We start from the raw sequence: 25,206 nt of genomic DNA, 5'->3' as shown, positions 1-25,206 counted from the left end.
ATGGCGGGCACCGATCGGCCGGTCGCCGTGGTCACCGGCGGTTCGCGGGGGATCGGGCGCGCCGTCGTGGCGCGCCTGGCCGCCGACGGATTCGATGTGGCCTTTTGCTACCGGTCCAGGCCTGATGCCGCCGAGGAGGCCGCTGCCGAGGCCGAGAATGCCGGCGCCCGGGTGTTCATGCAGAAGGCGGATGTCTCCGCGCCGGGTGAGGCCCGCGCGCTGGTCGAGGAGGCCGAGTCCGAGCTCGGCCCCCTGGCCGCCGTGGTCGCCTGCGCGGGCATCGTTCGGGATCGTCCGCTGGTCCGCATGACCGAGCTCGAATGGGACGAGGTCATACGGACCAATCTGGACGGCACCTTTCACCTGTGCCGGGCGGCCGCGATGTCGTTGATGCGGCACGGCAGCGGAAGTGTCGTCACCATGTCCTCGGTCGCAGGGGTGTACGGCCATGCGACACAGACGAACTACGCGGCGTCCAAGGCAGGGGTCATCGGCTTCACCAAGTCGCTCGCCCGCGAGATCGGACGATTCGGAGCCCGCGCCAACGTGGTGTCGCCAGGCCTCATCACCACGGACATGACCGCGGACGTGGCCGAGGCGGCGCGCAAGGAGCTCGTCAAGAAGATCCCGCTGCGCCGCCCCGGCACCCCTGAGGAGGTCGCCGACCTGGTGTCATTCCTCGTCTCCGACCGCGCCCGGTACATCACCGGCCAGGTGCTGGGCGTCGACGGCGGGCTGGTGATCTGATGATGTCGATCCTGCAGCGCGTCGGGGCGCTGATCATGGCTCCGCTGGCCGCGGCCAAGCTGTCGTATCTCGTCAACCATCCGCCGAGGCCGGGGGCACCCCGGAACCCGGAGAACTCCGGGCTCACCCCCGTCGAACTGAAGATTCCGGTCCCCGGGAGTAGCGGCCGCATCCACGGCTGGCTGTTCCCCGGGGACTCCGGGCGTGTGGTCGCCGTCGGGCACTCCATCGGTGCGGAGAAGTCCCGGAGTCTGCCGTATGCGAAGTTCCTCGCCGAGGCCGGCTACACCGTGCTGCTCTTCGACTTCCGCAACCACGGCCAGAGCTTCGACGACGGCGCCTTTTCGGGTTACAGCAGGCGTTTCGCGGACGACCTGACCGCGGTCGTCAAGCATGTGCGCGCGATGCCCGGCTACGCGGATTCACGGTGGGCCCTCTACGGGCTGTCCATGTCCTCGTTCGCCGCCGTCCACGTCCTCTCAAGACTGGACTGCATTGAGGCGGTGGTCTGCGACAGCGGACCCACGGCGGATCCCGGAGCGGCGGTCGACAACCTCATGCGCATCGGGCTGCTGCCGGTTCCCGAGGCGATGCGGAAGGGCCCCGCACGGGCGGTTCTCGAAACGGTCTTCAGGCCGCTCACCGCGCTCAGCATGAGCACCCCCAAGCCCTGGCCTCCGGTGGCGGACCGGCCCGAATACGACGTTCCCATGTTGTTCATCGTCGGGGACGCCGACACCGTGGTCGACCCGGATGACGTACGGGCGCTGGCCGAGCCGTTCCCGCGATCGGAACTGGTCCTGGTGGCTGGGGCAGGACACCTGCGCGCGATGAGCACGGACCGGGCGGCCTACCAGGGCAGGGTCCTGGAGTTCCTGGCCAAGGCGCTCGGCGAACCCGGATCGGAGTCCTAATGCGACTGGGACTCAACCTGCGCTACCTGGGCATCCGCGGCCGCCCCGGTCACGAGCGGCTTCCGCGGCTGGCCCTAGAGGCGGAGCGGCTGGGCTATTCGGTGATCTGGGCGGCTGAACAGACGGGGTCGGACGCACCGTCCCTGCTCTCCTGGCTCGCTGCTCAAACCTCGACGATCGAGTTGGGGACGGCCGCGATGCAGATTCCGGGCCGGACGCCGGCCATGACCGCGATGACCGCCTGCACCGTCGACGCGGTCTCCGGCGGCCGATTCCGGCTGGGCTTGGGCGTCTCAGGGCCACAGGTCGCCGAAGGCTGGCACGGCTCGCCGTTCGACGGCCCGCTGATCCGCACCCGCGAGTATGTGGAGATCGTGCGGGCCGCTCTCCGCTCGAGCCGGGAACCGCTCGCGTACGAGGGTAGCCACTACCGGTTGCCCCTTCCGGACGGCCCGGGGAAGTCGCTGAAGCTGGGGATGCGTCCGCTCCGCGAGCGGATACCCGTGTATCTCGCCTCTGTCGGCCCGCGCAATCTGGAGCTGGCCGGTGAGATCGCCGACGGATGGCTCTCCGTCTTCTTCGAGCCGGAGTCTTCCGCCGAGTCCCTGGACCGGATCAGGGCGGGCCGCGGTGGAGACCTCGACGGATTCGACGTGGCGGTGAGTCTTCCCGCGGTGGTCGGCGCCGATTTCGCCGAGTGCCTCGAACCCGCCCGCGCGTATACAGCCCACTACCTGGGCGGCATGGGCAGCCGGGAGCAGAACTTCTACAACCGGCTGGCCCGTCGCATGGGCTATGAAGCGGCGGCTGAAGAGGTCCAGCAGCACTACCTGGACGGGCGGCTCCGGTCGGCGGTCGCGGCCGTACCTGACCGGCTGGTCGACCGCACGTCACTGATCGGCCCCATCGAGCGCATCGCGGACCGGATGCATGCCTATCACGAAGCCGGGGTGACGACGCTGTCGGTCATCCTCTTCACCCGTGACACCGAGGCCGGCATCGAGACACTCCGCTCCGTCGCGGCCGCGTTCGACAAGTCGGGCCTCGGAACCATGAGGAGCTGATCGTGTACGACGTCATAGTGGTGGGTGCCCGATGTGCCGGCGCTCCGACCGCGATGCTCTTCGCCCGGGCCGGATACCGGGTCCTGCTGCTCGAGCGCGCCCGGTTCCCGCTCGACACGCTGTCCACGCTCTACATTCACCAGCCGGGGATCGCCCTGCTCGACCGCTGGGGGATCCTGCCCAAGGTGGTCGCGACCGGATGTCCTCCGATCACTTCGGCGGTGCACCAGGTGGGTGAGGTGCGGATCGAGGGCTGCGCCGCGCCCGTGGACGGCATCAGCGCCGCGTACGCGCCGCGTCGGTTCCTGCTCGACGCACTGCTCACGGACGCGGCGGTAGCGGCCGGAGCCGAGTTCCGGGAGGGATGCGGAGTTACGGACATCGTCGTCGAGGACGGCCGCGTGGTCGGTGTCCGGTGCGGGACGTCCCGGACCATGGAACGAGCAAGGTTGGTCGTCGGTGCGGACGGTATGCGATCCACGGTAGCCGGTCTGGTCGATGCCCCGACCGTTCTCGAGCATCCGACGATGACGTGCGTCTATTACAGCTTCTGGGAAGGCGTGCCGGCTGGATTCGAGGCGTACGGTGCCGCGAACCGCTGGGTCGGCTGCGCGCCGACCAACGACCGGCTCACCCTCGTCGGATCGTACTTCCCCCAGGCGGAGTTCGCTCAGGTCAAGGCCCGCGCCATATACGCCTACCTGGAAAGCATCGCCTCCACCGCGCCCGAGCTGCACGAGCGGCTCAGGGACGGTCGGCAGGTCGACCGGATCTATGGAACCGGAGCCCAGCTGAACTTCTTCCGCCAGCCGACAGGCAAGGGCTGGGTCCTCGTGGGCGACGCGGCCCACCACAAGGACTCGATCAGCGCGGACGGCATCGCCGACGCGTTCCGGCAGGCCCAGTTGCTCGCGGACTGCGTCGGCGAAGACCTCCAGGACGAGCCCGCACTGGACGTCGCGCTCGAGAGATACGGGCACGCACAGAGCGAGCTGCTCATGCCCCGTTTCAGGACCACGATGAACATCGCGCGCCTCCGAGCCGACCGCCGGCTCGGCGCGCTGTCCGCGATCGCCGCCGATCCGGTGCAGACCGAGCGCTTCTTCTCAGCTCTGGCAGGACTGGACCGCGGCCGGGGATTGGCGGAACACAGCGAGAAGGAGCCCGTGAGATGACCGACCACACGTTCGGAATCGCCTTTCCAGGACAGGGAGTGAAGCGCGAGGCCCTGGTGGCCGGGCTGAACGCCCACCGCGCCCACCCCCTGGTCTCGCGGCTCTTCGCGACGTTCGGAGCCCTCGAGACAGACGACCTGGACCTTGATGACACGGCCGTCACCCAACCGACCACCTTCGCGCTGGGCATCGCGGCGGTGGAAACCTTCATCGGATCCGTCCCTGACGTTCCTCTCGTCCTCGGACACAGCCTCGGCGAGCTCACCGCAGCGGTCTGTTCCGGCGCGCTCGACGTCGAGAGCGGATTCCAGCTCGCGCTCAAACGGGGAAGACTGTGTAGGGACCAGAACTCCCAGCGCCCCGGAGCCATGGTGGCCGTCGTCGGGACGGAGCTCGACGACGTGGAGTGGCTGCGCCGCCGCGCGCTCGCGGAGGAGACAGGGATCCTCGAGATCGCGGGCATCAACAGCCGGCGCCAGGCCGTGCTGTCGGGTGATGCGGTGCTGGTGGCGAAAGCGGTCAAGCTGGCCGATGACGATTGCCTTCGGACGGAAATGCTCCCCATTTCCGGCGCCTTCCACAGCCCTCTCATGCTCAACGCCATCCCGGAATGGCGCAGGGCTGTGGAGTCGGCCGAGTTCAGGCAGGCGAGGACGCCGTTCATCTCGTCGATCGATGCCCGAGTCCATACGGACCCCGACGAGATCCGGGAAATGCTCGTCAGGGCTCTCCTAATGCCTGTGCGCTGGCGGGACTCAGTACGGAAGGCTGCGGAAACGGGCGTCCCCGGCCTGCTCGACGCCGGGCCAGGGGACACCTTGCTCAAACTGGCCAGGCGTGATCGGATCCTGACCTTCGACGAGCTGGCTGGCTCACCGTTGGCGGGCACGGTGTGAGAACTCGCTGCTGACAGAGGAGACGACCTGGGACAGGGGGCGTTCAAACCCGAGGAGAAATGCCGACTCGTAGCTGGCGTCCCCGAGGTCGCGTCTGCAGGCCGTCTCCGCCTGCTCGCGAATCTCCCGCCAGACCGGTGAACCGAACCATGGTTCGCCAAGAGCGTTCCAGCACTGCTGCGCGCCGCCGAGCGCCAGCGCCGCGCACTGCGGGTGACCCATGTCGACGAGGATCCTCGCCAGGTGGTCGAAGACCATGGCGAGCCCGACCATGTCGAGGAAATCAAACTTGATGTACAGCGCCTCCTGCGCGTGCTCCAGCGCCTGCTCCATCCGTCCCTCTTCGAACTCCGCGCAGGACAGGACGTACAGGCCGTAGGAGAGGACCGATTGTTCACGGGAGGCCGCACACTCCCGCAGAGAGGCCTGGCACAGCTCGACCGCAACCCACGGATCCCCTTTGAGCATGCACGACATCGCCAGATGGATGTTGGCGATGACCGCCATGCTCTTGGCTCCGCCGAGGGAACGGTACCTCTCGACGACCTCCTGAAGCAGTTCCGTCGAGCTGTCCAGATCTCCGGTGATCAGAGCGCCCGTGCCGCAGATGTGGATCGCGTAGGTCAGAGAGTCTTCGTCGCCGAGTTCGATGGCTAGCGCCATGGCCTCGTCGAGTCTCGTCTGCGCGCGGCTGTCATCGCCCTGGAGGTAGTCGACTCTGGCGGCCACCCAGAGCGCCTTGGTCCTGCTCTTGGTCGGGGCCGTCCCGGAGGCGAGCGCGAGTCCGAGCCAGTACTGTCCCTCGGAGAGGAAGTCGCAACCAACCCAGAAGTGGTGGAGCGCGGCGGTGAGGCGCAGGCCGGTGTTGCTCTCGCCCGGGCTCGTCAGGCAGAAATCGAAGGCGGTCCTGAGATTGGCCCGCTCGAGCCGCAACCGGTCGAGCCATTCCAGCTGATCCGGGCCGAACCAAGCCGCATCGCTGTCCTCGGCCAAGGCCAGGTAGTAGTCACGATGCCTGGCCAGGTACAGATCGGCCTCGCCGGACTCTCTGAGCCGCGAGCGTCCGTATTCGCTGAGGCTGTCGAGCATGCGGAAACGCACCCCGCGGGGATGCTCCTCCCTGGTGAGCACGGATTTCTCCACCAGGCCGGCCAGGGCCGCCATGAACCTGCCATGACCAAACTCGTCGTCGGCGCACACGCGTTCGGCAGCGGACAGGTCGAACGAGCCGCGGAAGACGGAGAGCCTCGCCCAGAGCTCCTGCTCTGAGCTCGAGCACAGCTCGAAGCTCCAGTCGATGGTGGCCCGCAACGTTAGGTGCCGTTTCGGTGTGATCCTGTGGCCGGAGGCGAGTACCTGGAAACGGTCGTCCAGCCGTTGGAGCAGCTCCTGGAGCGACAGCACCCTGAGCTGCACGGCGGCGAGCTCAATGGCCAGCGGGATGCCTTCGACTCGCCGGCAGATCCGGGATGCGAGGTCGATGTCTGCCTCATGGACCAGCTCGAATCCGGAGACCATCGCTTCGGCGCGATCCCGGAAGAGGGTGACGGCCAGGTCCTCGCCGCCGGTCGCGTCCGGTGTGGGCAGGGGCGGCACGGTGAAGATGCACTCGCCGTGCAGGGTCAGAGCCTGTCGGCTGGTCACGAGAACGCGAAGCTGAGGCAGGCTGCGCAGGAGGGCGTCGACGGCTTCCGCGCAGGCGTCCAGTAGCCCTTCGCAGTTGTCGAAGAGGAGCAGGGCCTTGGCGCCGCGCAGCCTCCCGATGAGCCTTCCCAGCAAAGTGCGAGGGGTACGGTCCTGGATCTCGAGCACTTCGCTCAGGTGGTGAAGGATCAGTTCCGGCTGCTCGAGGACACCGAAGTCCACATACCAGATCCCGTCCGGGAACCGTCCGCGCAGGTTCTCCCCGAGCTGCATGGCGAGCCGGCTCTTGCCCACACCGCCCACGCCGGTGAGCGTGAGGAGCCGTGCCTTGTCCAGCAGTTCGGCCAGTTCGGTGAGCTCCTTTTCCCGTCCCACGAAGCTGGTCGGTGCAGCCGGCAGGACGCTGCCGGCATGCGGCTCTCTGGTACTTGCCGTGATTGCAGGCCCCTGGACGGCAGGGAGGTTCCTCAGGGTGGGTTCTCCCACCAGGATCGCGGACTGTAGCCGCTGGAGTTCATGCCCCGGTTCGATGCCGAGCTCGATCCTGAGGATCGAGCGGGCCCGCTGGTAGGCGGCCAGCGCATCGGCTCTCCGACCGGCTTGGCTGTAGCAGATCATCATGATCTCCCACAGCTTTTCCCGGAAGGGGTACTGGGTGATCAACTGTTCCAGCTCGCTGATGACGGCTTCGTGCTCTCCCAGGAGTTGAAGTGCCTGGAACTTGCTCTCGAGGGCGTTCAGATGGAGTTCTGTCAGCCGGGCCACCTCGGACTGCGACCAACTGCTCGGCCGGCAGTCCATAAGAGCGTCGCCTCTCCAAAGTTGCAGCCCGGCTCTCGCAGCGGCGACCGCACTGCGGGCGTCTCCCATGGAGAGCGACTCCCGCCCGGCCCGCGCGGCGTCCTCCAGCATCCGTGCGTCCACGTCGATGTCGGCCGAGATGGTGTATGCGACCCCGTCGGCCACGATGAGCCCGGAGAGGCCCGACGCATCTAGCTGCCTCCGGAGCCGAGTCAGGTGGCTGCGCAACGTGCTCAGAGCCGTCCGCGGAGGCGTGTCGTCCCAGAGGGCGCTGATCAGTGCCTCTCTGGACACACATTCGTCCGGTCTGGAGGCCAGCCTCGCGAGGAGGGTACGAGGAACGCTCCCCTGGAGTCCAACAGGCCCCCGAGGTCCCACTGCCTCCATCGGTCCGAGGAGCCGCAGCGTGAGAATCTTTGCCATGATGATCCAATCCAGACTGAAGTCCTCCTGCTTGCGCCAGCAAATTCAGCCTTCAGAAGCGCCCCCGGATTGACGAGTAATTAACGATTTACTCTAGAAGATCACTCTAGAGCATCATGAAGGGATGGAGGTTGCCGGCAAGTAAACAGTCCGATTTTGTTGTCACCTTCCTGAATATTGCTGTATTCTTCTAGGCTGCGTGTGGTTCTGGTGTTCTCGCCGGGTCGGCGAGGGCGAACGGCGGTGGGGATGATGGAGGCTCCACTCAACTCAGCGCGGTTCAAGGGGCCAGGTCATCCGTGGCTTGTGCTTGTTCGATCAACCAGGCGATGCCTGGGAGGAGTCGCGTGAGTGAGCCTTTTTCATCCCAAGGGCTTTCACCGCGTCCCCATTTAAGGGGCTGAGACGTGACATTTAAAGGGTCCGAACAGTGCCGAACAGTGCCGAACAGCGGAACAGTGCCGAACAGCGGACCAACCTTGACACGCAGATCACCGGCTGGTGCCAGGTCATCGGACACGATCTGCAAGCAGGAAAGCTCCCAACAGAAGGGTGTTGACTAAGATCAACCCCTGCATTCGGCGGCTTCGGCGACGCTCCGTCGTGTCGCGCCCGCCACCCTCCTCGGCCACGGCGGCCCGTCAGTGCGATCCTTGCTCTTCAGGCCCATGAAGCGGGATGAAAAAGGTTCACCGGTTGACACGGCAATCTTCCGCGGTCCGAATCGATCGACCAGCACGCCGGACACCGGCGCGATCATACAGCCCACCACATAGGCAAAGCTGGAGAACCCTGCCTGCGTGTTGTTTGCGGTGCTCGCAATCCATATGGCCAGGGCTGGCCACAGTATGCCGTCGCCGAGACGTGACAGGAAACTTCCCGCGAAGTAGATAACGACGTCGCGATTCTTGAGAACACGAAGCATGTCTAATTTCCTTGAGCCTTCTGGCGGCGTCGAGACTCGCGAGATAGGAGCCGAGGTGGTGGGTCTGCAGCCTTTTTGATCTGGTCTCGAGTAGTGGGCAACCGGTGGGGTGGCGTTTGCTAGCTCGCGATCTTCGTCGTGTCGAGCTTGAGCGTTTTTCATCCGACTTCGCGGGCCTGAAGAACGAGGATCGCTTTGACGAGTTGACCTGCACGGAGTGGGCGGCAGCGTAGTTTCCGCAGGACGCGCCACGTTTTCACCACGGCATTCGCTCGTTCTCCTGGGCCGCGGAGCGTGGCGTGCGCGGCGTTGGCGCTCTTCTGGGACTGCGGCCTGTTGCGGCCCTTGCCGGGCACCAGTACACGCCGGCCTGCACCGGCGTACCCCTTTATCGGCAGGTGTGAGCAGTCCGCAGGCGTGCAGTCGGCGGATGATGCCCCAGATGCGAGCCGCCTTGAGGCTGACCATTCACAGCGCCGTGACCACCCGGAAAGCCGCACTTACCGCACACCGGGGGTCCGGGGGCGCGGCCCCCGGTGGAACACAGACCGGAGCGGAGGACACGCGCGAAGCACGTGAGAACCGCGAAGGCCCACAGAATGTGAAGGCCCGAACATCTTGGATCGGCTCAGGTGTTTCCGAGGGCCAGGTCGGCGCGGCGGAGGGCCGCGGCCATCGTCTTGATCGTGGCGGGCTCGTCCATCACACCGCCGCCCGCCTCGCGCTGCTCCTCCCAGGCGCGCACCCGCTGGGAGTACTCCTGATAGCGGGACAGGTGGAAGTGATAGACCGCGATGTAACGGCTGACCAGGTGTGAAGGGTGCATGTCCCACCCCTGGTAGAACCCGTGCCTCAGGGAGTGCCGGACCATCTCCAGATGGCGCCACCACAGGTTTCGCACGGCGTACTTGTCGTCGGAGGCGGGAGAGGCGGCCAGCGAGCCGTCCGACAGCTCCACCCCGGTCCCGGCGAACACCGTCTGCATGACGTGCCGGGCATGGTCGCAGACGGGGTGGTCCAGCCGCTGCTCGTGCGGTGGCAGGGAGCAGCTCGCCGTGTAGTCGAAGACGCCGAAGTGCGCCGCGGCCAGCCGGCCTCGGAGCGAGGCGACCAGGTCGGCGTCGAGGAACCGCACCGTCTGGGGGGCCTCCACCTGGAGCTCGAACCGGAGCGTTCCCTCGCCGAGACCGAGCGCCTTTTCGAGCGCCTCCAGGCAGTCGGCGAACTGGCCGAGATAGGCCTTCATCAAAACCTTGGGAAAGGTGACGACGAACCCTCCGGGAAGATGCCCGGCCCGCTCGATCACCCCGGTCAGGAATCCGTCCAGCGTCCTGATGCTCCGCGCCGGGTCGCCGTCGGCGAACGACTTCACCCGCAGCCCCCACCGGCGGGGGAGCGTCCCGTTCGCGTGGAGGGCCGCGACCGCCTCGGCGGCCTGGGCGACGTGGCCGTCCTCCTCACCGGGGCGCAGGCCGTACCCGTCCTCGAAGTCCACGCGCAGGTCCTCGATCGGCTCCTCGGTGAGTTTCGCGGTGACCTTCTCGTGCACGATCTTCGCCGTCTGCTCGTGCATCTCGAAAAGCCTGGCCATGTCCTTTCTCGGCAGGTGCCGCCTGAACAGGTCCAGGGCCGCCTCTCCCCACGTCGTCACCGTCCGGGCGTCGAACCGGTCGGCCGGTACGTAGACGGTGTGCACCGGCTGCCACCGTACGGCCGCGGCGGGGTATCTCGCCGTCTGCTCCAGATGGGCCTGCTCGAAGCCGGGGATGAGGGCCAGCGGATCGGCGAGCGTGACGCGCATGGTGGTGCTCCTCGTGAACGGGCCGCGACACGTCGCACCTTAACGGCTGGCCGTGCCCGGCCACCGCGTCGGCGATGCCACAATCCGGTGCCTCGGTATGGCTGACAGTGCCGTGGTGCGGGCGGCGTCACCGGCCGGCGGCGGTGCGCATGGCGGCGAGACCCAGGAGCTTGACGCGTTCGCCGCGGCCAAGGCTCCGGGCCAGGGCGGCCTCGGCCGCCTCGATGGACAGCCACTGCCGGTAGGTGACGGGGGAGACGCCCCGGGCCGCGAGGACGTCGTCCAGGTTCGCGTGCCGTACCGGCTCACGACCGGCGAGGTCGGCGAGGAGGGTGCGGACCGTCTCGGCGGCGTCGGACTTGTTGGTGCCGATCACGCCGGTGGGGCCGCGCTTGAGCCAGCCCGCCACATATTCGCGGTCGCGGACCCGTCCGGCCTCGTTGGGCACGGTCATCGTGGACTCGGAGAAGGGGACGCCGGGCAGCGGGACGCTCTGGTAACCGACCGAGCGCAGGACCATGCCGACCGGGAGGACCTCGAACTCGCCGGTGCCCGTGACCCTGCCCTCCACCAGGCGGGTGCGTTCGAGCTTGAGAGCCTCCACCCGGCCTTCACCGAGGATCTCCACCGGACGCAGCCAGAACCGCACGTCCAGCCGCCGGGGCCGGCCCACCGGCTCACGGGCGGCCCAGTGCTGCAGCACCTCGACGTTGCCCCGGACCTGCCGCGACACCTCGGTGACGTCCGCCACCGCCTCCTCGGGCCGCACGCACACGTCGGCGTTGACCAGCTCACCCAGCTCCCGCAGCTCCTTCAGGGTGAACTTGGCATGCTCGGGCCCCCGGCGGCCGATCATGTGGACGACCTTCACCTGGCTGTCGGCCAGCCGGGTCAGCACCTCCTCCGGCACGTCCGTGGCGCGCAGCTCCTCGGCGGTCTTGGCGAGGACGCGCACCACGTCGACCGCCACGTTGCCCACGCCGATGACCGCGACCTCCGGGCTGTCGAGGACGAAGCGGTCGGCGGGCATGTCGGGGTGGCCGCAGTACCAGTTCACGAAGTCGGTGGCCGCCACGCTGCCGGGCAGGTTCTCGCCGGGGATGCCCAGGTGCCGGTCCACCATCGCGCCGGTGCAGTAGACCACGGCGTCGTAGCAGGCCGTCAGGTCCGCGACGGTGACATCCCTGCCGAGCTCGACGCCGCCGAGGAAGCGGACGTTCGGCAGCTCCAGCACCCGGCGCAGGTAGTCCGCGATGGACTTGATCGAGGTGTGGTCGGGGGCCACGCCATACCGCACCAGGCCGTAGGGTGTGGGCAGCCGTTCCAGCACGTCCACCTCGACGGGCCCGGTGGCCTGCTTCATCAGTGCCTCAGCCGTGTAGATCCCGGCAGGTCCCGATCCGACAATCGCGACTCGCAGTGACACGTCGCCTCCTCGGGCGCTGGCTGTCGTGAACGCGATTCTTCATCACCGGAGCGCGGCCTGCCAGCCTCGACAGGCCGAAGTGACCAGATGATCGCGCGGCCGGTGCGCGCCCATCCCGCCGGGGGTTTCGGCGCCGCGCCGGATACATCCGTCCTACCACTCTCACGGCCGCTTTCACCGTCTCCGCCCGCCGGGGTGCCGGAACCCGCGCCGTACGGTCACACCCGCGGCCGGGCGGCCGCCTGGGCGCGCAGGGCGAGCTTGTCCGTCTTCCCGGTGGCGTTGGCGGGCAGGGCGTCCACCACGATCACCCGTTTCGGCACCTTGTAGTTGGACATGTTCTCCCGCGCCCACGCGAGAATCTCCTCCGGGTCGACGGTGACGCCGGGCCTGGGGACCACGAACGCCCAGCCCGCCTCGCCCGACCTCTCGTCCGGCATCCCGATCACCGCCGCCTGGGAGAGCGAGCCCTCCCGCAGCAGCAGCCCCTCCACCTCGGCGGGGGAGACGTTGAATCCGCCGACGATGAACAGCTCCTTCTTGCGGTCCACGATCGCGAGGTTGCCGTCGGCGTCGAGGGTGCCGACGTCGCCGGTGTGGAGCCAGCCGTCCCTGATCACCTCGGCGGTCTTTTCCGGTTCGTCCCAGTAGCCGCGCATGACCCCGTATCCCCGGACGAGGATCTCGCCGCGCTCGCCGAGCGGGACCTCCTCGCCGTCGTCGTCCACGATCCTGACCTCGACGCCGGGCACCGGACGGCCCGTGCTGGAGGCGACGACCTCGACGGGGTCTCCCGCCCTGGTCATGGAGACGACCGTGCCCTCCATCAGGCCGTAAGCGTTGATCATGCGCTCCAGCCCGACCCGCTCCACCAGCCGGTGGATGAGCGGGGCGGGAACCGAGGCCGCGCCGCAGATCGCCACGCGGAGCGAGTGCTCCCCGATGTGGGGCTCCTCCAGCAACCGGTGGAACAGCGTCGGCGGCCCGGCCATGATCGTGATCCTCCTGTTGTGGATCAGGTCCATGAGCAGGTCCGGGCCGAACGCGCGGATCGGCATCATCGTGGCCCGGCGCATCACCGAGGCCAGCAGCCCCGCGTTGAGCCCGAAGCCGTGGGCGAACGGCGCGATGACCGGATAGCGGTCGCCGGGGCGGAGGGTGACGATCTCCGACCAGTCCCAGTAGCCGCGCAGCGTGTGACCGTGTTCCAGCATGACGCCCTTGGGCGTCCCTGTGGTGCCGGAGGTGGACATGATCTCGCACAGGTCGCCTGGCCGTACGGCCAGCGCCCGGTCCTCGGCCTCGGCCCGGCTGACCTGGGACCCGTCCAGGAGCACCTGCGAGGGCTGCACCGCCCCGGGCCGTCGCAGTCCTTCCGGCACGATCGAGTGCCGCAGGTCGGGCAGGTCGGCGAAGGGCCGGCCGGCGGCGGGCCCGCCCGCCGCACCGGTCAGCAGATCGGCGAAGACCACGCCGTCCGGGCCTTCTCCGGTGATCAGCACGCTCGTCCCCGTCTTACGGAGCACCTCGGCGGCCTCGATGCCCTTGTAGCGCGACGAGAGCGGCACGAGCACCGCCCCGGCATCCCAGACACCGAACGCGCTCCCGACCCAGCGCAGGTCGTTCAGGCCCCAGACCGCGACCCGGTCGCCGGGCCGCACGCCCAGGGCGATCAGGCCCCGGGCGATGATGCCGGCCCGGGTGCGCAGATCGGCGAGCGACAGCCGTACCTCACCGTCGTCCACGACGATGTCGGAGGGGTGGGTTCCGGCCTGGTCGCGGAGCATCCGGGGGATCGTGCCCCAGTCAGGTACTTCCATGCCGATCGCCTCCGGGGGTCAGCGGGTGACGGCCGTACGGTCCCTGCCCAGGTGGTGGCCGCGCAGGTCGTTCACCACGCCCAGGGGAGCGGCCTCCGAGGCCTGCGGGGAGACCTCGACGGTGATCGTGACCGGGGTGAGCGCCTTGAGCGACTGCTGGATGCGCGACTTCCACATGGGGTTCTTGACCAGGCTTTCCCGGTTGAACGTCACCGTCAGGGTCGCGGAGTCGAGCGTGCCCTGCCGCGACACGCCCAGCTCCCATCCGGAGATCCCGTCGATCTTGCCGAGTGCCTTCTGGATCCGGTTCAGCGACAACCACACTCCGCGCACCAGCACGTGGTCGCCGACGGTGTGCTCGGGCGCGGGAATCGTGTTCTCCCCGCCCCCGGCGTCTCCCGCGGCCATCCGGACGACCTGCCCGGTACGGATCACCGCCTCGTCCTGCGTCCCGGCGACGACCACCTCGGCCAGCCCGGGGGCGTACGGGGGAACCAGCAGCTCGTCCTTCTCCAGCGAGGCCAGGCCCACAGCCTCGGGGTCGAGCAGGGTGAGGGGCGCCGACTCCTCGGAGCGCCAGCCAAGCGGCACCGCGGTGAACGGCGAGCAGTAGACCTCCGTCACCTTCGCCTCGAACTCCGTCGCCAGGTGCGGCATCGTCCTCCGGGAGGCGATCTCCCCGGTCAGGATGATGTGCCGCAGGCCCAGGTCCAGCGGGTCGAGCAGGAACTCCAGGTGCAGCCGGGCCAGCAGGTCCATGGCGCCGGTGGGCGTGATCACCAGGGTGGTCGCCCTCAGGGACTCCAGCGCGTGGTGCAGCCGGAGCCGCCCGCGAGGGCCGACGGAGGCCGCCGCCTGCGCCGTCCCGGCCGCGGCCTGCGCCCACTGCGCGCCCGCGAGCTCCCCGTCACCGGACAGCGCCACCACGACCCGGTCCCGCGCGCCCACGCCCGCCGCCTCCAGCGCGGCGGCGTAGAGCCTCGCCGACCCGGCCCGGTCGCCCGCGGCGACCACGCTGTCGGCGTCGGCGGAGACCAGCAGCAGGCCGGTGGCGGTACGGCCCGCGGCGCCGAGGTCGTCACGGGTTCTCCACGTGGTCGTCTTCCCGGGCGTCATCACTTCGCCACCTCGGTCATGAACAGCTTCATCGACTCGCACACGTGCTCGTGAGCCAGGCCGCCCACCTGCGCCTGGAGGATCAGGTCGGTGGCACCCGCCTCGGCGATGCGGGCTGCCGCCTTGCGGGAGCCCTCCACGTCGTCCACCACGACCATGTGGTGCTCGCGGAGCGTGGCCATGGCCTCCTCCGGCGGCATTCCGGCCGCGAGCTGGCCGAGGACCCTGTGGGTGGCGTGCCGGGCGTCGTAGTAGTCGGGCGGGGTGACCAGGTTGACCTGGCGCCGGATGTACCACAGCACCGGGTCGGCGGCGATCTCGAAGGCGCGCTCACGGGTGTTCGCGACGAACCAGGGGATCATCAGCGCGATCCGGCGGCTGTCGGGGTCGAAGCCGTTGTCGGCCAGGCACTGCTTGTACTGGGCGATGTCCTCGGCGACGTCGTCGATGCCCTTGAGCATCGTCATGCCGAGCAGGTTGTAGCCGTGCTTGGCGGCGGCCAGGTATCCCTCCAGCGAGGTGGACGCCACCCACACGGGAGGGTGCGGCACCTGTGCCGGGCGCGGGTAGACCGCGACCTCGGGGATCTCGAAGAACTCGTTGGACCTGCTGATCGGCTCGCCGTCGGCGTTCCAGATGGCGAGGGTCGCCTCAAGGGAGTCCTCCCAGATCTGCCGCGACTTCTCGAACGGCCTCTGGAATGCCTGGTACTCCAGCGGGGAGGCGCCTCGGCCCGTGCCGAACTCCACCCGGCCACCGGAGATGACGTCGAGGGTCGCGACCCGCTCCGCCGTACGGATGGGGGACTGGAAGGGCAGCAGCACCACGCCGAGGCCCAGGTGGATCCGCTCGGTGCGCTGGGAGATCGCGGCCAGCACCAGGTCGGGGGCCGAGGAGTGGGAGAAGCCCCTGGTGAAGTGGTGCTCGACGAACCACGCGGTGTCGAAGCCCAGCTGGTCGCCGAGGACTACCTGCTCGATCACGTTCCGAAACGCCTGCTGCTCGACCTCGCGGGAACGCCCGCGGACCTCCAGTTCATATCCCAGGCTGATCCGTAGGGACGTCATCCGCGCCTCCGTCTGTGTCACATCTGATCCCCGGTCCCGAGCCCTCTAGTTAACCAAGCGCTCGCTTGGCGAGATTACCAGCCTGGTGGGACGGCAACAAGCCGACCCCGCACGTCCAGCGCCCATCAGCCCTGGGGCCTTGGTGTTTCCCGCGCGCTTCGCGCGGGCCTCCGCCAGTCCTTACGCGCTCCGCGGGTGTATCCGGCTCCGGTCCGTGCTCCCCCGGGGGCCACGCCCCCGGACCCCGGTGTGCGGTAAGTGCGGCTTTCGGGGTAGTTACGGCGCTGCGATGACCAGTGGTCGCGTGCGCTGCGGCGGGTGGGCGCCACGACCGGCCGTATGCCTCTCGACCACGGCTCGCTACGCGCACCGTTGATCCCAACCACAGTGCGCAACCGGAGTTGACGCCGCTTGAGGAGCATGAACACTCCAGGGAGTAGGGAGGCGCAGACAGTTCATTGCGCCAAGGGCTCTATGCCGTCTCCTTGAGGGCCTCGGCCGGCTGTGCCGCCCGCTCGGCCTCAGCAACCGAGCGGCCCGTGACGGGTCGGGAGACGAGGGCGACGGCGATGACGCACAACGCGGCGGCGGTGCAGAACACGGCGGGCAGCCCCACCCGGACACCGAGGAACCCGCCGACCGCGGCCCCCAGAGGCGTGGCGCCCATACCGATCAGGCGGATGGTCGCGTGGACCCGGCCGAGCAACTCCTCGGGGACGATCCGCTGTCTCAGCGAGACCAAGACGACATTGGAAATCGCGTTGGTCGCTCCGAGGAGGGCGGCGGTGACTCCAATGGCGACGGCGGTCGGCAGGAAGACGGGGACGAGCAGAAGAATGCTGTTGACCAGGTCGGCGGTAATCAGCGTTCTGACCTGGCCGGCGCGGTGGGACAGCTTCTCGGCCAGCAGGGAGCCCGCCACCGCCCCGAGGGCCAGTGCCGCGGCGATGAGGCCGTAGCCGCTGGGCGGCAGCCCCACCCGCGACTCCTCGCCGACGACCCACAGGACGAACACCGCGAAGTAGGCCGCGTTCGCGAGGTTGAGCACACCCGCGAAGATGGAGAGTGCGCGCAGGACACGGTGGTCCCACAGGTAGCGCAGGCCGTCGGCGATGTCGGCGCGCAGCGTACGGGTGGAGGGGGCCTCGACGTGGAAGCGGCCACGCATTCCGAGCAGCGCTAGTCCCGCGGCCGCGTAGAGCAGAGCGGGCGCCCCGAGTGTGGCCGCCGCGCCGATCCCGGTCAGGATCCCGGCGAGCGGGGCCCCAAGGAAGTTGTTGCCGACCGTCTGTACCGCGATGAGCTTGCCGTTGGCGTCGGCGAGCTGGTTTCGCGGGACGACCATCGGCAGGATGGACTGTGCCGAGGTGTCGGCGAAGACTTCGGCGACGCCGAGCAGGAGCGCCCCGGCCAGCAGCACGGGCAGATTTAACACCCCTGACCACGCGGCCAGGATCATTGCGGCCAGCACGCCCGCTCGCGCGCCGTTGGACACGGCCATGATCCGGCGCCGGTCGTGTCGGTCGGCGAGGGCGCCCGCGTGCAGCGTGAGCAGCAGCCAGGGCAGTGTCGCCGCTGTGCTGACCAGAGAGACCAGGAGCGGAGAGCGGGTCAGCGTCACTGCGATCAGCGAGACGCCGACGAGCGTGACGCCGTCGCCGATGTTCGACAAGCCGGAGGACATCCACAGCCAGCGGAAAGATCGACTAATCATGCAGCGCCTCCGGTATCATACAGAGGAAAGTGTGCAAATAATGCTTTGCAAAGATATGGCTGCATGCGATGGATGACAAGACCCGGAATCTCGACGCCTCGGCGCTCAAAGGGCTCGCCCACCCCTCCCGGCTCCGTCTTTTGGAGCTGCTGGAGCATCACGGCCCGGCCACCGCCACTCAGCTCTCCGCCCAAACCGGAGAGAACACCGGGGTGACGAGTTATCACCTACGCCAACTCGCCCGGCACGGGTTCATCGAAGACGTGCCGGAGCGTGGAAAAGGCAAGGAACGCTGGTGGCGGGCGCGTTCCGGCGGTTTCTCCCTCGACGGCGACCGGTTCCGCCGCACCCCCGAGACTGCCGAGGCCGCCGAGTTCCTGCTCGCCGAGATTGTTCGCCAGCGAGGCGCCGAACTCACCCGCTGGCTGGAGGAGTCACGGACCACACCCCGGCCGTGGATTGAGGCCGGGGTTCAGTCGCACACCGCACTACGTCTCACCCAGGAGGAGCTTGCCGACCTGGTGCGAGAGGTCGCCCAGGTCTTGGACGCGCACTACGAGAGGGTCAAGGGACGTGACGAGGAGACACCGGACACCGCGCGGGTCATCGTCCACTTCGACGCCTTCCCGGTCGGGCTCGGAGGGCAGGATCGGCTTGAATAATCACAATCCGCCTTCTCTCTCGAAGCGGGCGCTTACGTCATCCGGCTTTGAATTGGACCTTTGGGTTCTTGCGCGCTTCGCGCGTGCGCTCGACTCCGATCCGTCCTTTCGCGTTGTTCCGACCGGCTGGCGAGTGCGGGGGCGGCCGTGTGCTCGAACTCACCGATCCACAGACCGGGGTGCCGGTCCCGGACGGCCCGTGCCAGGAGGTCGTGGGCACCGGGGACGACCAGGTGGAAGCGGTAGCAGCGGTCCGGCAGGTCCTCGGGAGGGCGGACGTCGTACCACTTCGAGGCGAGTTTCGGGTGGCGTACGGCGGCGACCGTCCACGCGAACGTGCCGACGATGGCGGTCAGCGAGGCCAGGCAGATGATCAAGCAGCCCGGCGAGTTGGCGGTCACGGCCACGACGCGGGCGTCGGGCGCGGGGGACGCTGTCACGGCACGTGATCCTAGTGCGGGCCGTACAGGGATCAAGGGTGCGGAAAAACGGTGGCATCGACCGTAACCATGCGGGCATGGGGTCTTGCCCTCGGAGACAGAGGTCTACCACCAGCACTGTTCAAGTGCCATACGACTACTGCGGCATCGGAGGCACAGGAGTTTCCTGCCCGGTCGGTTTGGCCTCCGGCGACGCGTAAACCTGCGGTAACTGACCGATCCTGGCCCTTGGTCGCCCGGCATGGCCCAGCGCCGATCGAGGGCCGAACCGTTTTCGGCGGCTTGCGGGTCTTCGGCGACTTCGCGCAGGCGCTACCAGCCGGAGCGGCGTGGTGGAAGCTCGGCCACATGCAAGAGAGCTCGGCTCTCGGGATCGTTAGCGGGTAAGGGCGAGTACCTTCGGCGAGCCGATGATCTTCCGGACAGTGGCGGGGCCGAGACCTATGCCGAACGGTCGACTGATGCGGACTCAGAGAGGTTGCCTGTCAATCGTGTGCCGTAGGAGGGATCTGACCGCCCATTGCTTGCGTTTATTTCGTTTGTTGCGGATACTGCGGGAAGGAGGTATCGCGATGACAGACGTGCAGGCCAAGCGGGTTCGGCCCGGGAGCATTGATGCCGAGATAGCTGGTCGCGCCGTGCGCCGCATCAAGGACTACCTCATGCGGTCTCGCGAGCAGCCGACCATCCGTGTCGTCGGTGAGCATGGCGCCGAGGATCCACTGATCTTGCCTCGGGAGGCCGTAAGCCTGCTCGCCTTCATTCTTGCCCAGGCGGCTGAAGGGCGGGGAGTGACGGTCATCCCCTCTCACGCTGAGCTGACGACCCAGCAGGCAGCGGACATGCTGAACGTCTCGCGTCCCTACCTGATCAAGCTTCTGGAGGAAGGGGAGATTCCCTTCCGCTTGGTTGGCAAGCATAGGCGTGTTACTTATGAGGATCTTCAGGAGTACAAGCGCCGCGATGACGCCAAGCGCCGTACGGCTGCCGATCAACTCGCCGCACTAGGCCAAGAGCTGGGCATCTGAGCATGGCCTTTGTGGTGCTCTATGACGCGAACGTGCTCTACGGCAACACGCTCCGCGATCTGCTCATCCGCCTGGCTGTGACGGGACGGCTCCAGGCTAAATGGACCAGCAGGATTCTCGACGAGATGCAGCGTAATCTTGCGGCCAATCGCCCGGACATTCTGTAAGAGAAACTGGGCAAGCTTCGCGTGCTCATGAACTCCGCTGTCCGAGATTGCCTGGTTGAGGGGTACGAGCCTCTTGTTGAGGAGTTGAAACTACCCGACGCGGATGATCGGCACGTACTTGCTGCGGCGATCAAGGTGGGGGCCCAGGTTATCGTCACGTCGAACCTCAGGGACTTTCCTCCAGAGCACTTGGCACCATGGGACATTGAGGCGAAGTCTCCCGATGACTTCGTGCTGGACCAGATCGACCTCGACGGACGAGTGGTCTGGGCCTGCGTTCAGCAGATCGCGGACTCACGGGTCAACCCGCCGGAGGCCGTAGACGATGTGCTCGACGCTTTGGAGAAAGCAGGCCTCGTTGAGTCGGTCGCCGCCCTTCGGGCTGGTTAGCCGGTCGCTGTGCTCGGAGCCGACGGCAAGCCGCGACTGAGACGGTCGGCCGGGGCGTCCACCCGCCGTAGCGCATACGGCCACCGGCAGTCGCAGCGCCGTAACCACCCCGAAAGCCGCACCCACCGCACACCGGGGGTCCGGGGGCGTGGCCTCCGGGGGAACATAGACCGGAGCCGAGCGCACGCGCGAAGCGCGTAAGGACCGCGAAGGCCCATGCGAAGCGCGCAAGAACGCGAGGGCTCGAAAGGGGGGTCAGAGGCCGGCGGCGGCGGTCAGGCGGGCGCGGTGGGATTGCGGGGGCCGAAGAGCTGGGCGTCGGCGGTGGCGCGTTTGAAGTAGCGGTGGGCGGAGTGTTCCCAGGTGACGCCGGTGCCGCCGTGGATCTGGATGTTCTCGCCCGCGACGGTCAGGTAGGCCTCGGTGCAGTAGGAGCCGGCGATGGCGGCCTGGACGGGGAGCTCTTCCGGGGTGGCCCGCGCGGCCGCCAGGGCGGCGGATCGGGCGGATTCCACCAGCAGGAGCATGTCGGCGAGCTTGTGCTTGACCTGACACGGTCGCAACGTGAGTCATCGAGGTCGAGGTACGTAGCTCACCGAAAACAAGATCCACCGCTACGTCACGGCTTCGCCCCTGTTCTGCCGGGCGCACGGAAGATCGAGGCTAGGAAATGCGCTTCCAGTAAGTGGAGATGAAACCCCAAAGCAGATTTCGGTCCAGATTCAGGCTCGCGTTTTTGTCGTACCAGAGACCTGTGAAGCCTCGTTGAACGTCGAACGCATGTGTCATCGGCTTGAGGTCGAGCTCTACGATCTTGTTGGCGAATGGGCCGATCCACCCGGGCTTTCCGGCCAGATCCGCTTCGTTCCAACGTGGGCCCAGAAAGGGGCCGAGGGCCGCTATTGTTCTCTGTCTATCGCTCAGCAATAGTGGTCGGTTGTCCACGACCGACATGTCTGCCTTGACGAGGACGTTGTAGGCCATTTGACCGATCTCGTCGAGGGTGGATTTCGCCCAAGCTTTGCCGACCCTCGTACGCTGCGGATCCGATGCGCCAAGGCTGCCGTCCTTACCGTCGACCATCGTCATCGTACGGCCCTTGAGAACGTCGAACTCGTGGCCGAACTGGCCAATCCGTTTCTGCAAGAAGAAGGGATTCTTCCCGTCCTCGGCGAACTTTGCGAGCGCGAAGAGGGAGGTCGCAGGAGCGGTGATCATGAGAATCCCCAAAGCCCACTTGACGTCATGCCACCGCTTGGCCGGACTCTGCTTCCAGTCTCGGCCCCTCAGGCTCGCATAGCGTGGGGCAGGCCAGGTTCGGGCGGCGATGCCCGCGCCGGTGCTGAGCACAGCCATGCCGAATCCCATCTCGGCGGCGTGTTTCCAATCCCAGCCGGCGCCGCCGGCCCATCCCGCGGCCGCCAGCACGGTTGTGCTCACCGCCCCGCCGGCCAGGGTCCGGGAGAATGCCCGCTCCCATGTGGCCGACTCCATGGCCTCGGCCAGGCCGGTGAGCGCGGGTCCGCCTCGGCGCAGGAGCGCGGGAAGCGCGCCATGCGCACCAGCCATCAACCCGCCGGCGAGAGCTCCGTGCAACATATCCCGAACCAGCTTCCCCACATCGATGGCGCCGGTGGCGAACAACTGATCGATCGCGCTCAGTCCGCCGGAGAACATCGCGCCCAGCGCGGCCTGACGGATTATCAGCAGGATGATCCGCAGCGCCAGGCCCTCCACTCGGAGCAGCTTTTTCACCACGGCGTCGAGCAACGGGCCGAGCCGGGGGGCCAGCAGCCTTGCAAGGAGCATCAGCGCCACCACGAACGCCGCGCATGCCAGGAATTTCTCTCTGGCCTTCACGATCGCGTCATACGCGATCTGGCCGCACTCGGCGAGATGCTCGCACCGCCGTCGCAGGTCCGCCAGCTGTCCCTGCTCGCCGTACACCTCCCGCGCGGCCTGTCCGAACGCGGCCGTGGCCAGCCCGGATCCGACCTCGGTCACACGACCGGCCTGACCGGCGATCTGCTCCTGAACATCGCCGACCATGCGTCCTAGCGCCGCCGCGGCATCCCGCAGCCGCGCCACACCGTCGAGATCACCGTCCGGCCACGCGGACCCGCAACCTACAGATTCGAGGAACCAGATCGCCTGGCTCACGAAGCCAGGCGGTGGCGTGGTCGTCGGCAGGCCGCCCAGGCCCAGCGGGGGCTTGTATTCCTCCGGATCCGTCAGCCATCTCGGGCACGACCGCGCGTAGGGGATCCCGGTGTTCGCCTCCTCGGCTGCGGCATGCCTGCCCCCGGTGTCGAATATCCCGGCCGCCATCCTGGCGCTCGCGTTCTCGGCTGCGGCATGCCTGCACCCGGCGACGACCATTCCGGCCGCCATCATGCGTAGCAGGTTCACCGCCGCGGCCAGGTCTTTCAGCAGGTCGTCGCGTAGTCGGGCGAACCCTGGCATGTTCCTCTCGGGATCGCCCTCGAACAGCACCCGGCCCAGATCGTCCTGGCCGAAAGGTCGCTCATCCATGGCCCGGCAGAACCTGTCCACGCCCTCGGCCAGATCGTCAGCAGTCTCCCGGACGCCTTTCCCCGCGCTGACCCAGGTCCCCGGGGCGAATATCAGTACTCCCGTAGGAGCCAGATCGTTGGTGGCGATGTCCATCAACCTCGGTAATTCAGCCGGAATTTCGTTCTGGAGGTCGTTAATAGAGAAAGGCGTATCCGGCCTGCGATGATCGGATTTCCTGGATCAGGAAATCGTAGAGAACGAGCAATTGTCAAATCCTGTGGATTGCGGGTGATTTACGGGGCTCGAAGCCATTGAACGAGGACTGCGAAGTCTTCGTCGGCGAGTCCCCGGTATGACTCCACGTGGTGGAGGAAAGCCTGGCCGCTATGGTGCGCGGAGACCCACTCCCTGTCGGCGTCGGTGTTCTCGTCGTCGACCCAGGCGAACGGGCGTCCACCCGCCCAGTTCACCAGGGTTCGGGTCTTCCAGTGGAGCCCGAACCATTGGTCCTCACGTTCATGCTGGTCGGTTGACTCCGGCCGGCTCGCTACGGGCAGCCGGGGCAGCCCGATTCGGGGTGCTATCTCGGCATTCGCCTCCCATTCCCAGGTTGTCGCCCAAACGAGTTCGCAGGGCAGCGCTCGCGCTCCCTTCCGGACAATCTCGTCGATCAAGGAACCACTCGACGTCGCGCCGTCGGCGTTGACTACGGCAAGCATGGGTGTGCCCTCCCAGCAGACACGCCAGCATCGGCCTACTCAGTGACCTTTGAATCGATCACTCGGGAGGGTATGCCCCTGAGCCGATCCACAGGTTCTGAGCATTGCTCGCCAGGGAAATCGAGGATCCGCCCGATGGCTGTGTCGTCAGAGATCATGCGCAGCATCACCATCGCGGGGAAAGCGCCGTCGACGAGTTGGTCGTTGCCGATGCTGAGGCACCAGTGGATTGGGGTGGGATCGTTGTCGGGGTTTGAGCAACAGTCGAACGACCAGTGGCGTCAGCGGGCCGACGTGAGCGGAGGTCCCGCCACCCACCGTTCCGATGCAGGTGGCCTCTGGTTAGAGGGTCAGGGAAGTCTGCGGCGAGCGGCGGGGTCCGGGGCCAGCCGAGATAACGGGAATTCCGGCCATGGGCGGATCTTGATCCCTCTGACCCGCGACAACATCGAGGTAGCCGAGCTTCGCGGGCCGCGACCCCATACCCTCGGGCCATGAGCACAACTGTGGACACGGCCGCCATCACAAATCTGATCGCCGAGTACGCCGAACTGGTCGACACCGGAGACTTCGTCGGCGTCGGCGAACTGTTCGCCGACGGGGTGTTCATCGGCAGTGGCGCACCGGTCCATGGCCGGGAAGCCGTCGAGAAGATGCTCCGCGACACCGTGATCCTCTACGAGGACGGCACGCCGCGCACTCACCACGCCACGACCAACCTCGCCGTCGACATTGACGAGGAGACAGGAACCGCCGCTGCGCGTTCATACGTCACCGTGTTTCAGGCCCTGCCCGACTTTCCGCTGCAGTCCGTTGCCGCAGGACGCTACACCGACCGCTTCGAGCGCCGCGACGGGCGCTGGCGATTCGTGGAACGCCACGTCCGGATCCACCTGGTCGGCGATGTCAGCCGCCATTTGCGCGCCTAGCCTCCTCCGGGAAACGGCATCAGGCGTCCCGGACTCGGTCCCAAATCTCGCTGACCCCCACTTCCGAGATTGCGCTGTTCAGGCGCTTGAGCAGCCTCGATTCCACTTCCGAGATCACGAAGCGATGTGATCACTGGCCGCTTCCGGCCGTACCTCGGCGGAACCCGGGGCCGACGTCAGCGGTGTGCTTGCGCCGCGAGGCTCCCGCCTCCGTCGTGCGGAGGCGGGAGTGTTCTGCTCGACAGCTGCGGTGTGGTCAGCGGCGATACATCGCATACAGCTTGCCGTCGTGGGAGGCGGCCGCCGGCTCGTCGATCAGCTTGATCGCTTTGGTTCCGTATATCTATGATCACACCTACAACGGATCCAGCTGGAGCGGCGGCCGGCGCCACCCCGACGACGCGCTCACGCGCAGCCCGGTGACCATGGCTCCCTCCGGCGAGTGGATGTGGCGTGCCATCCACGGCACGGACAACTCCGTCAGCATTGGCCGGGGCCGGCTGGATCAGTCCGCCAAGCAGCACCCGCTGTGAAACGGCACCTCGGTCCCGTCAGGGTGGCTGACCACGCACGCCATGGCCCTGGCCCATCACGACAACACCCTGTGGATCGCCATCCGTGCCACCGATGGCGCCCTGGTCGCAGCCCAACAGACATCCGGCGGCGCCTGGAGCACGACCCACAACGTCGGGACCGCCGCAGTCACCGCACTCGGTGCACCCGCCGCGGCCTCCCATAACGACAAGCTCCATGTGATGTACCGCCGTTGATCCCTGGCCCGTAACGGACAGCAGTGGAGGCGCGCGTGCTCCATGGAGCCGTCC

At 67.5% G+C, this 25,206-nt stretch carries 24 protein-coding genes and 1 pseudogene; 12 read left to right on the top strand and 13 right to left on the bottom strand.

Annotated features, from left to right (window positions below; genetic code table 11):
* From fabG to ACFY2X_RS09925, 5 genes are read left to right on the top strand one after another with little or no spacing between them, the layout of a single operon-like run.
* A complete protein-coding gene (fabG, locus tag ACFY2X_RS09945) occupies positions 1-747 on the top strand; it encodes a 3-oxoacyl-ACP reductase FabG (protein ID WP_389935133.1) in 747 nt (248 codons plus the stop codon).
* Positions 747-1,661: an alpha/beta hydrolase gene (locus tag ACFY2X_RS09940; RefSeq protein ID WP_389935130.1), complete on the top strand. Its 915-nt coding sequence runs from the start codon at positions 747-749 to the stop codon at positions 1,659-1,661. Before fabG ends, ACFY2X_RS09940 begins: the two co-directional genes overlap by 1 nt.
* The gene (locus ACFY2X_RS09935; RefSeq protein ID WP_389935127.1) at positions 1,661-2,725 is read left to right on the top strand and encodes an LLM class F420-dependent oxidoreductase; all 1,065 of its coding nucleotides are present in this window, start codon (positions 1,661-1,663) and stop codon (positions 2,723-2,725) included. Before ACFY2X_RS09940 ends, ACFY2X_RS09935 begins: the two co-directional genes overlap by 1 nt.
* 2 nt (positions 2,726-2,727) lie before the next feature.
* Positions 2,728-3,900 carry an NAD(P)/FAD-dependent oxidoreductase gene (locus ACFY2X_RS09930; protein WP_389935124.1) on the top strand — a complete coding sequence of 391 codons (1,173 nt, stop codon included), beginning with the start codon at positions 2,728-2,730 and terminating at the stop codon, positions 3,898-3,900.
* Positions 3,897-4,796 (top strand): ACP S-malonyltransferase, encoded by a 900-nt coding sequence (locus ACFY2X_RS09925; RefSeq protein WP_389935121.1) that lies wholly within the window; start codon positions 3,897-3,899, stop codon positions 4,794-4,796. Before ACFY2X_RS09930 ends, ACFY2X_RS09925 begins: the two co-directional genes overlap by 4 nt.
* Here ACFY2X_RS09925 and ACFY2X_RS09920 read toward each other — a convergent pair.
* The 9 genes and pseudogenes from ACFY2X_RS09920 to ACFY2X_RS09880 all read right to left on the bottom strand — a co-directional run bounded on the left by ACFY2X_RS09920 (position 4,773) and on the right by ACFY2X_RS09880 (position 17,533).
* Positions 4,773-7,628 carry a BTAD domain-containing putative transcriptional regulator gene (locus ACFY2X_RS09920; RefSeq protein ID WP_389935788.1) on the bottom strand — a complete coding sequence of 952 codons (2,856 nt, stop codon included), beginning with the start codon at positions 7,626-7,628 and terminating at the stop codon, positions 4,773-4,775. The genes ACFY2X_RS09925 and ACFY2X_RS09920 overlap by 24 nt on opposite strands.
* Before the next feature lie 601 nt (positions 7,629-8,229).
* Positions 8,230-8,589, bottom strand: a complete 360-nt coding sequence (locus ACFY2X_RS09915) for a hypothetical protein (protein WP_389935119.1) — start codon at positions 8,587-8,589, stop codon at positions 8,230-8,232.
* 158 nt (positions 8,590-8,747) lie between these two features.
* Positions 8,748-9,042, bottom strand: a pseudogene (locus tag ACFY2X_RS09910) (transposase family protein); the annotation flags it as partial.
* Between the two features lie 175 nt (positions 9,043-9,217).
* Positions 9,218-10,390, bottom strand: a complete 1,173-nt coding sequence (locus tag ACFY2X_RS09905) for a DUF6986 family protein (protein ID WP_389935116.1) — start codon at positions 10,388-10,390, stop codon at positions 9,218-9,220.
* Between the two features lie 127 nt (positions 10,391-10,517).
* On the bottom strand, positions 10,518-11,816 hold the full coding sequence (locus ACFY2X_RS09900) for an FAD-dependent oxidoreductase (protein ID WP_389935113.1): 1,299 nt from the start codon (positions 11,814-11,816) through the stop codon (positions 10,518-10,520).
* A gap of 218 nt (positions 11,817-12,034) precedes the next feature.
* Entirely contained in the window at positions 12,035-13,636 is a 1,602-nt protein-coding gene (locus tag ACFY2X_RS09895; RefSeq protein ID WP_389935110.1) for an AMP-binding protein, read from the bottom strand.
* 18 nt (positions 13,637-13,654) lie between these two features.
* Entirely contained in the window at positions 13,655-14,752 is a 1,098-nt protein-coding gene (locus ACFY2X_RS09890) for a hypothetical protein (protein WP_389935108.1), read from the bottom strand.
* Complete coding sequence (locus tag ACFY2X_RS09885) at positions 14,752-15,819, bottom strand: LLM class flavin-dependent oxidoreductase (RefSeq protein WP_389935106.1); 1,068 nt, start codon at positions 15,817-15,819, stop codon at positions 14,752-14,754. Before ACFY2X_RS09885 ends, ACFY2X_RS09890 begins: the two co-directional genes overlap by 1 nt.
* Before the next feature lie 472 nt (positions 15,820-16,291).
* Positions 16,292-17,533, bottom strand: a complete 1,242-nt coding sequence (locus ACFY2X_RS09880; protein WP_389935103.1) for an MFS transporter — start codon at positions 17,531-17,533, stop codon at positions 16,292-16,294.
* Between the two features lie 68 nt (positions 17,534-17,601).
* Here ACFY2X_RS09880 and ACFY2X_RS09875 point away from each other — a divergent pair, with 68 nt between their 5' ends.
* On the top strand, positions 17,602-18,195 hold the full coding sequence (locus tag ACFY2X_RS09875; RefSeq protein WP_389935100.1) for a helix-turn-helix domain-containing protein: 594 nt from the start codon (positions 17,602-17,604) through the stop codon (positions 18,193-18,195).
* A 32-nt stretch (positions 18,196-18,227) separates the two neighbouring features.
* Here ACFY2X_RS09875 and ACFY2X_RS09870 read toward each other — a convergent pair whose 3' ends face one another.
* A complete protein-coding gene (locus tag ACFY2X_RS09870) occupies positions 18,228-18,635 on the bottom strand; it encodes a hypothetical protein (protein ID WP_389935098.1) in 408 nt (135 codons plus the stop codon).
* Positions 18,636-19,207: 572 nt separating this feature from the next.
* On the opposite strand from ACFY2X_RS09870, the gene ACFY2X_RS09865 reads away from it, so the two are divergent.
* Genes ACFY2X_RS09865 through ACFY2X_RS09855 form a run of 3 tightly spaced genes read left to right on the top strand, consistent with a single transcriptional unit; the run spans position 19,208 to position 20,220 of the window.
* On the top strand, positions 19,208-19,663 hold the full coding sequence (locus ACFY2X_RS09865; RefSeq protein WP_389935095.1) for a helix-turn-helix domain-containing protein: 456 nt from the start codon (positions 19,208-19,210) through the stop codon (positions 19,661-19,663).
* 2 nt (positions 19,664-19,665) lie between these two features.
* The gene (locus ACFY2X_RS09860; RefSeq protein WP_389935092.1) at positions 19,666-19,830 is read left to right on the top strand and encodes a hypothetical protein; all 165 of its coding nucleotides are present in this window, start codon (positions 19,666-19,668) and stop codon (positions 19,828-19,830) included.
* Between the two features lie 27 nt (positions 19,831-19,857).
* The gene (locus ACFY2X_RS09855) at positions 19,858-20,220 is read left to right on the top strand and encodes a hypothetical protein (RefSeq protein WP_389935089.1); all 363 of its coding nucleotides are present in this window, start codon (positions 19,858-19,860) and stop codon (positions 20,218-20,220) included.
* A gap of 275 nt (positions 20,221-20,495) precedes the next feature.
* On the opposite strand, the gene ACFY2X_RS09850 is transcribed toward ACFY2X_RS09855, so the two are convergent.
* From ACFY2X_RS09850 to ACFY2X_RS09840, 3 genes are all read right to left on the bottom strand, one after another.
* The gene (locus ACFY2X_RS09850) at positions 20,496-20,783 is read right to left on the bottom strand and encodes an acyl-CoA dehydrogenase family protein (RefSeq protein ID WP_389935086.1); all 288 of its coding nucleotides are present in this window, start codon (positions 20,781-20,783) and stop codon (positions 20,496-20,498) included.
* A 100-nt stretch (positions 20,784-20,883) separates the two neighbouring features.
* Positions 20,884-22,887: a sugar transferase gene (locus ACFY2X_RS09845; protein WP_389935083.1), complete on the bottom strand. Its 2,004-nt coding sequence runs from the start codon at positions 22,885-22,887 to the stop codon at positions 20,884-20,886.
* Positions 22,888-23,027: 140 nt separating this feature from the next.
* The gene (locus ACFY2X_RS09840) at positions 23,028-23,453 is read right to left on the bottom strand and encodes a hypothetical protein (protein WP_389935079.1); all 426 of its coding nucleotides are present in this window, start codon (positions 23,451-23,453) and stop codon (positions 23,028-23,030) included.
* A gap of 494 nt (positions 23,454-23,947) precedes the next feature.
* Here ACFY2X_RS09840 and ACFY2X_RS09835 point away from each other — a divergent pair, with 494 nt between their 5' ends.
* From ACFY2X_RS09835 to ACFY2X_RS09825, 3 genes are all read left to right on the top strand, one after another.
* Complete coding sequence (locus ACFY2X_RS09835) at positions 23,948-24,382, top strand: nuclear transport factor 2 family protein (protein ID WP_389935076.1); 435 nt, start codon at positions 23,948-23,950, stop codon at positions 24,380-24,382.
* Positions 24,383-24,663: 281 nt separating this feature from the next.
* Complete coding sequence (locus ACFY2X_RS09830; protein ID WP_389935073.1) at positions 24,664-24,915, top strand: hypothetical protein; 252 nt, start codon at positions 24,664-24,666, stop codon at positions 24,913-24,915.
* Positions 24,916-24,957: 42 nt separating this feature from the next.
* Complete coding sequence (locus ACFY2X_RS09825; RefSeq protein WP_389935071.1) at positions 24,958-25,152, top strand: hypothetical protein; 195 nt, start codon at positions 24,958-24,960, stop codon at positions 25,150-25,152.
* Positions 25,153-25,206: the final 54 nt, after the last annotated feature.

The organism is Streptosporangium sp. NPDC000396 (genome assembly GCF_042898655.1).
Lineage (GTDB): Bacteria > Actinomycetota > Actinomycetes > Streptosporangiales > Streptosporangiaceae > Streptosporangium.
The sequence above is the reverse complement of the archived record's forward strand: the minus strand, read 5'-3'. Positions and strand labels throughout refer to the sequence as shown.

Bases quoted from the DNA above. Each gene is read 5' to 3' on its own strand.
- ACFY2X_RS09835 (WP_389935076.1), top strand. From the start codon at position 23,948: ATGAGCACAACTGTGGACACGGCCGCCATCACAAATCTGATCGCCGAG.
- ACFY2X_RS09935 (WP_389935127.1), top strand. From the start codon at position 1,661: ATGCGACTGGGACTCAACCTGCGCTACCTGGGCATCCGCGGCCGCCCC.
- fabG (WP_389935133.1), top strand. From the start codon at position 1: ATGGCGGGCACCGATCGGCCGGTCGCCGTGGTCACCGGCGGTTCGCGG.
- ACFY2X_RS09920 (WP_389935788.1), bottom strand. From the start codon at position 7,628: ATGGAGGCAGTGGGACCTCGGGGGCCTGTTGGACTCCAGGGGAGCGTT.
- ACFY2X_RS09915 (WP_389935119.1), bottom strand. From the start codon at position 8,589: ATGCTTCGTGTTCTCAAGAATCGCGACGTCGTTATCTACTTCGCGGGA.
- ACFY2X_RS09890 (WP_389935108.1), bottom strand. From the start codon at position 14,752: ATGACGCCCGGGAAGACGACCACGTGGAGAACCCGTGACGACCTCGGC.
- ACFY2X_RS09895 (WP_389935110.1), bottom strand. From the start codon at position 13,636: ATGGAAGTACCTGACTGGGGCACGATCCCCCGGATGCTCCGCGACCAG.
- ACFY2X_RS09875 (WP_389935100.1), top strand. From the start codon at position 17,602: ATGGATGACAAGACCCGGAATCTCGACGCCTCGGCGCTCAAAGGGCTC.
- ACFY2X_RS09885 (WP_389935106.1), bottom strand. From the start codon at position 15,819: ATGACGTCCCTACGGATCAGCCTGGGATATGAACTGGAGGTCCGCGGG.
- ACFY2X_RS09845 (WP_389935083.1), bottom strand. From the start codon at position 22,887: ATGGACATCGCCACCAACGATCTGGCTCCTACGGGAGTACTGATATTC.
- ACFY2X_RS09860 (WP_389935092.1), top strand. From the start codon at position 19,666: ATGGCCTTTGTGGTGCTCTATGACGCGAACGTGCTCTACGGCAACACG.
- ACFY2X_RS09925 (WP_389935121.1), top strand. From the start codon at position 3,897: ATGACCGACCACACGTTCGGAATCGCCTTTCCAGGACAGGGAGTGAAG.
- ACFY2X_RS09940 (WP_389935130.1), top strand. From the start codon at position 747: ATGATGTCGATCCTGCAGCGCGTCGGGGCGCTGATCATGGCTCCGCTG.
- ACFY2X_RS09880 (WP_389935103.1), bottom strand. From the start codon at position 17,533: ATGATTAGTCGATCTTTCCGCTGGCTGTGGATGTCCTCCGGCTTGTCG.
- ACFY2X_RS09905 (WP_389935116.1), bottom strand. From the start codon at position 10,390: ATGCGCGTCACGCTCGCCGATCCGCTGGCCCTCATCCCCGGCTTCGAG.
- ACFY2X_RS09855 (WP_389935089.1), top strand. From the start codon at position 19,858: ATGAACTCCGCTGTCCGAGATTGCCTGGTTGAGGGGTACGAGCCTCTT.
- ACFY2X_RS09825 (WP_389935071.1), top strand. From the start codon at position 24,958: ATGGCCCTGGCCCATCACGACAACACCCTGTGGATCGCCATCCGTGCC.
- ACFY2X_RS09840 (WP_389935079.1), bottom strand. From the start codon at position 23,453: ATGCTTGCCGTAGTCAACGCCGACGGCGCGACGTCGAGTGGTTCCTTG.
- ACFY2X_RS09865 (WP_389935095.1), top strand. From the start codon at position 19,208: ATGACAGACGTGCAGGCCAAGCGGGTTCGGCCCGGGAGCATTGATGCC.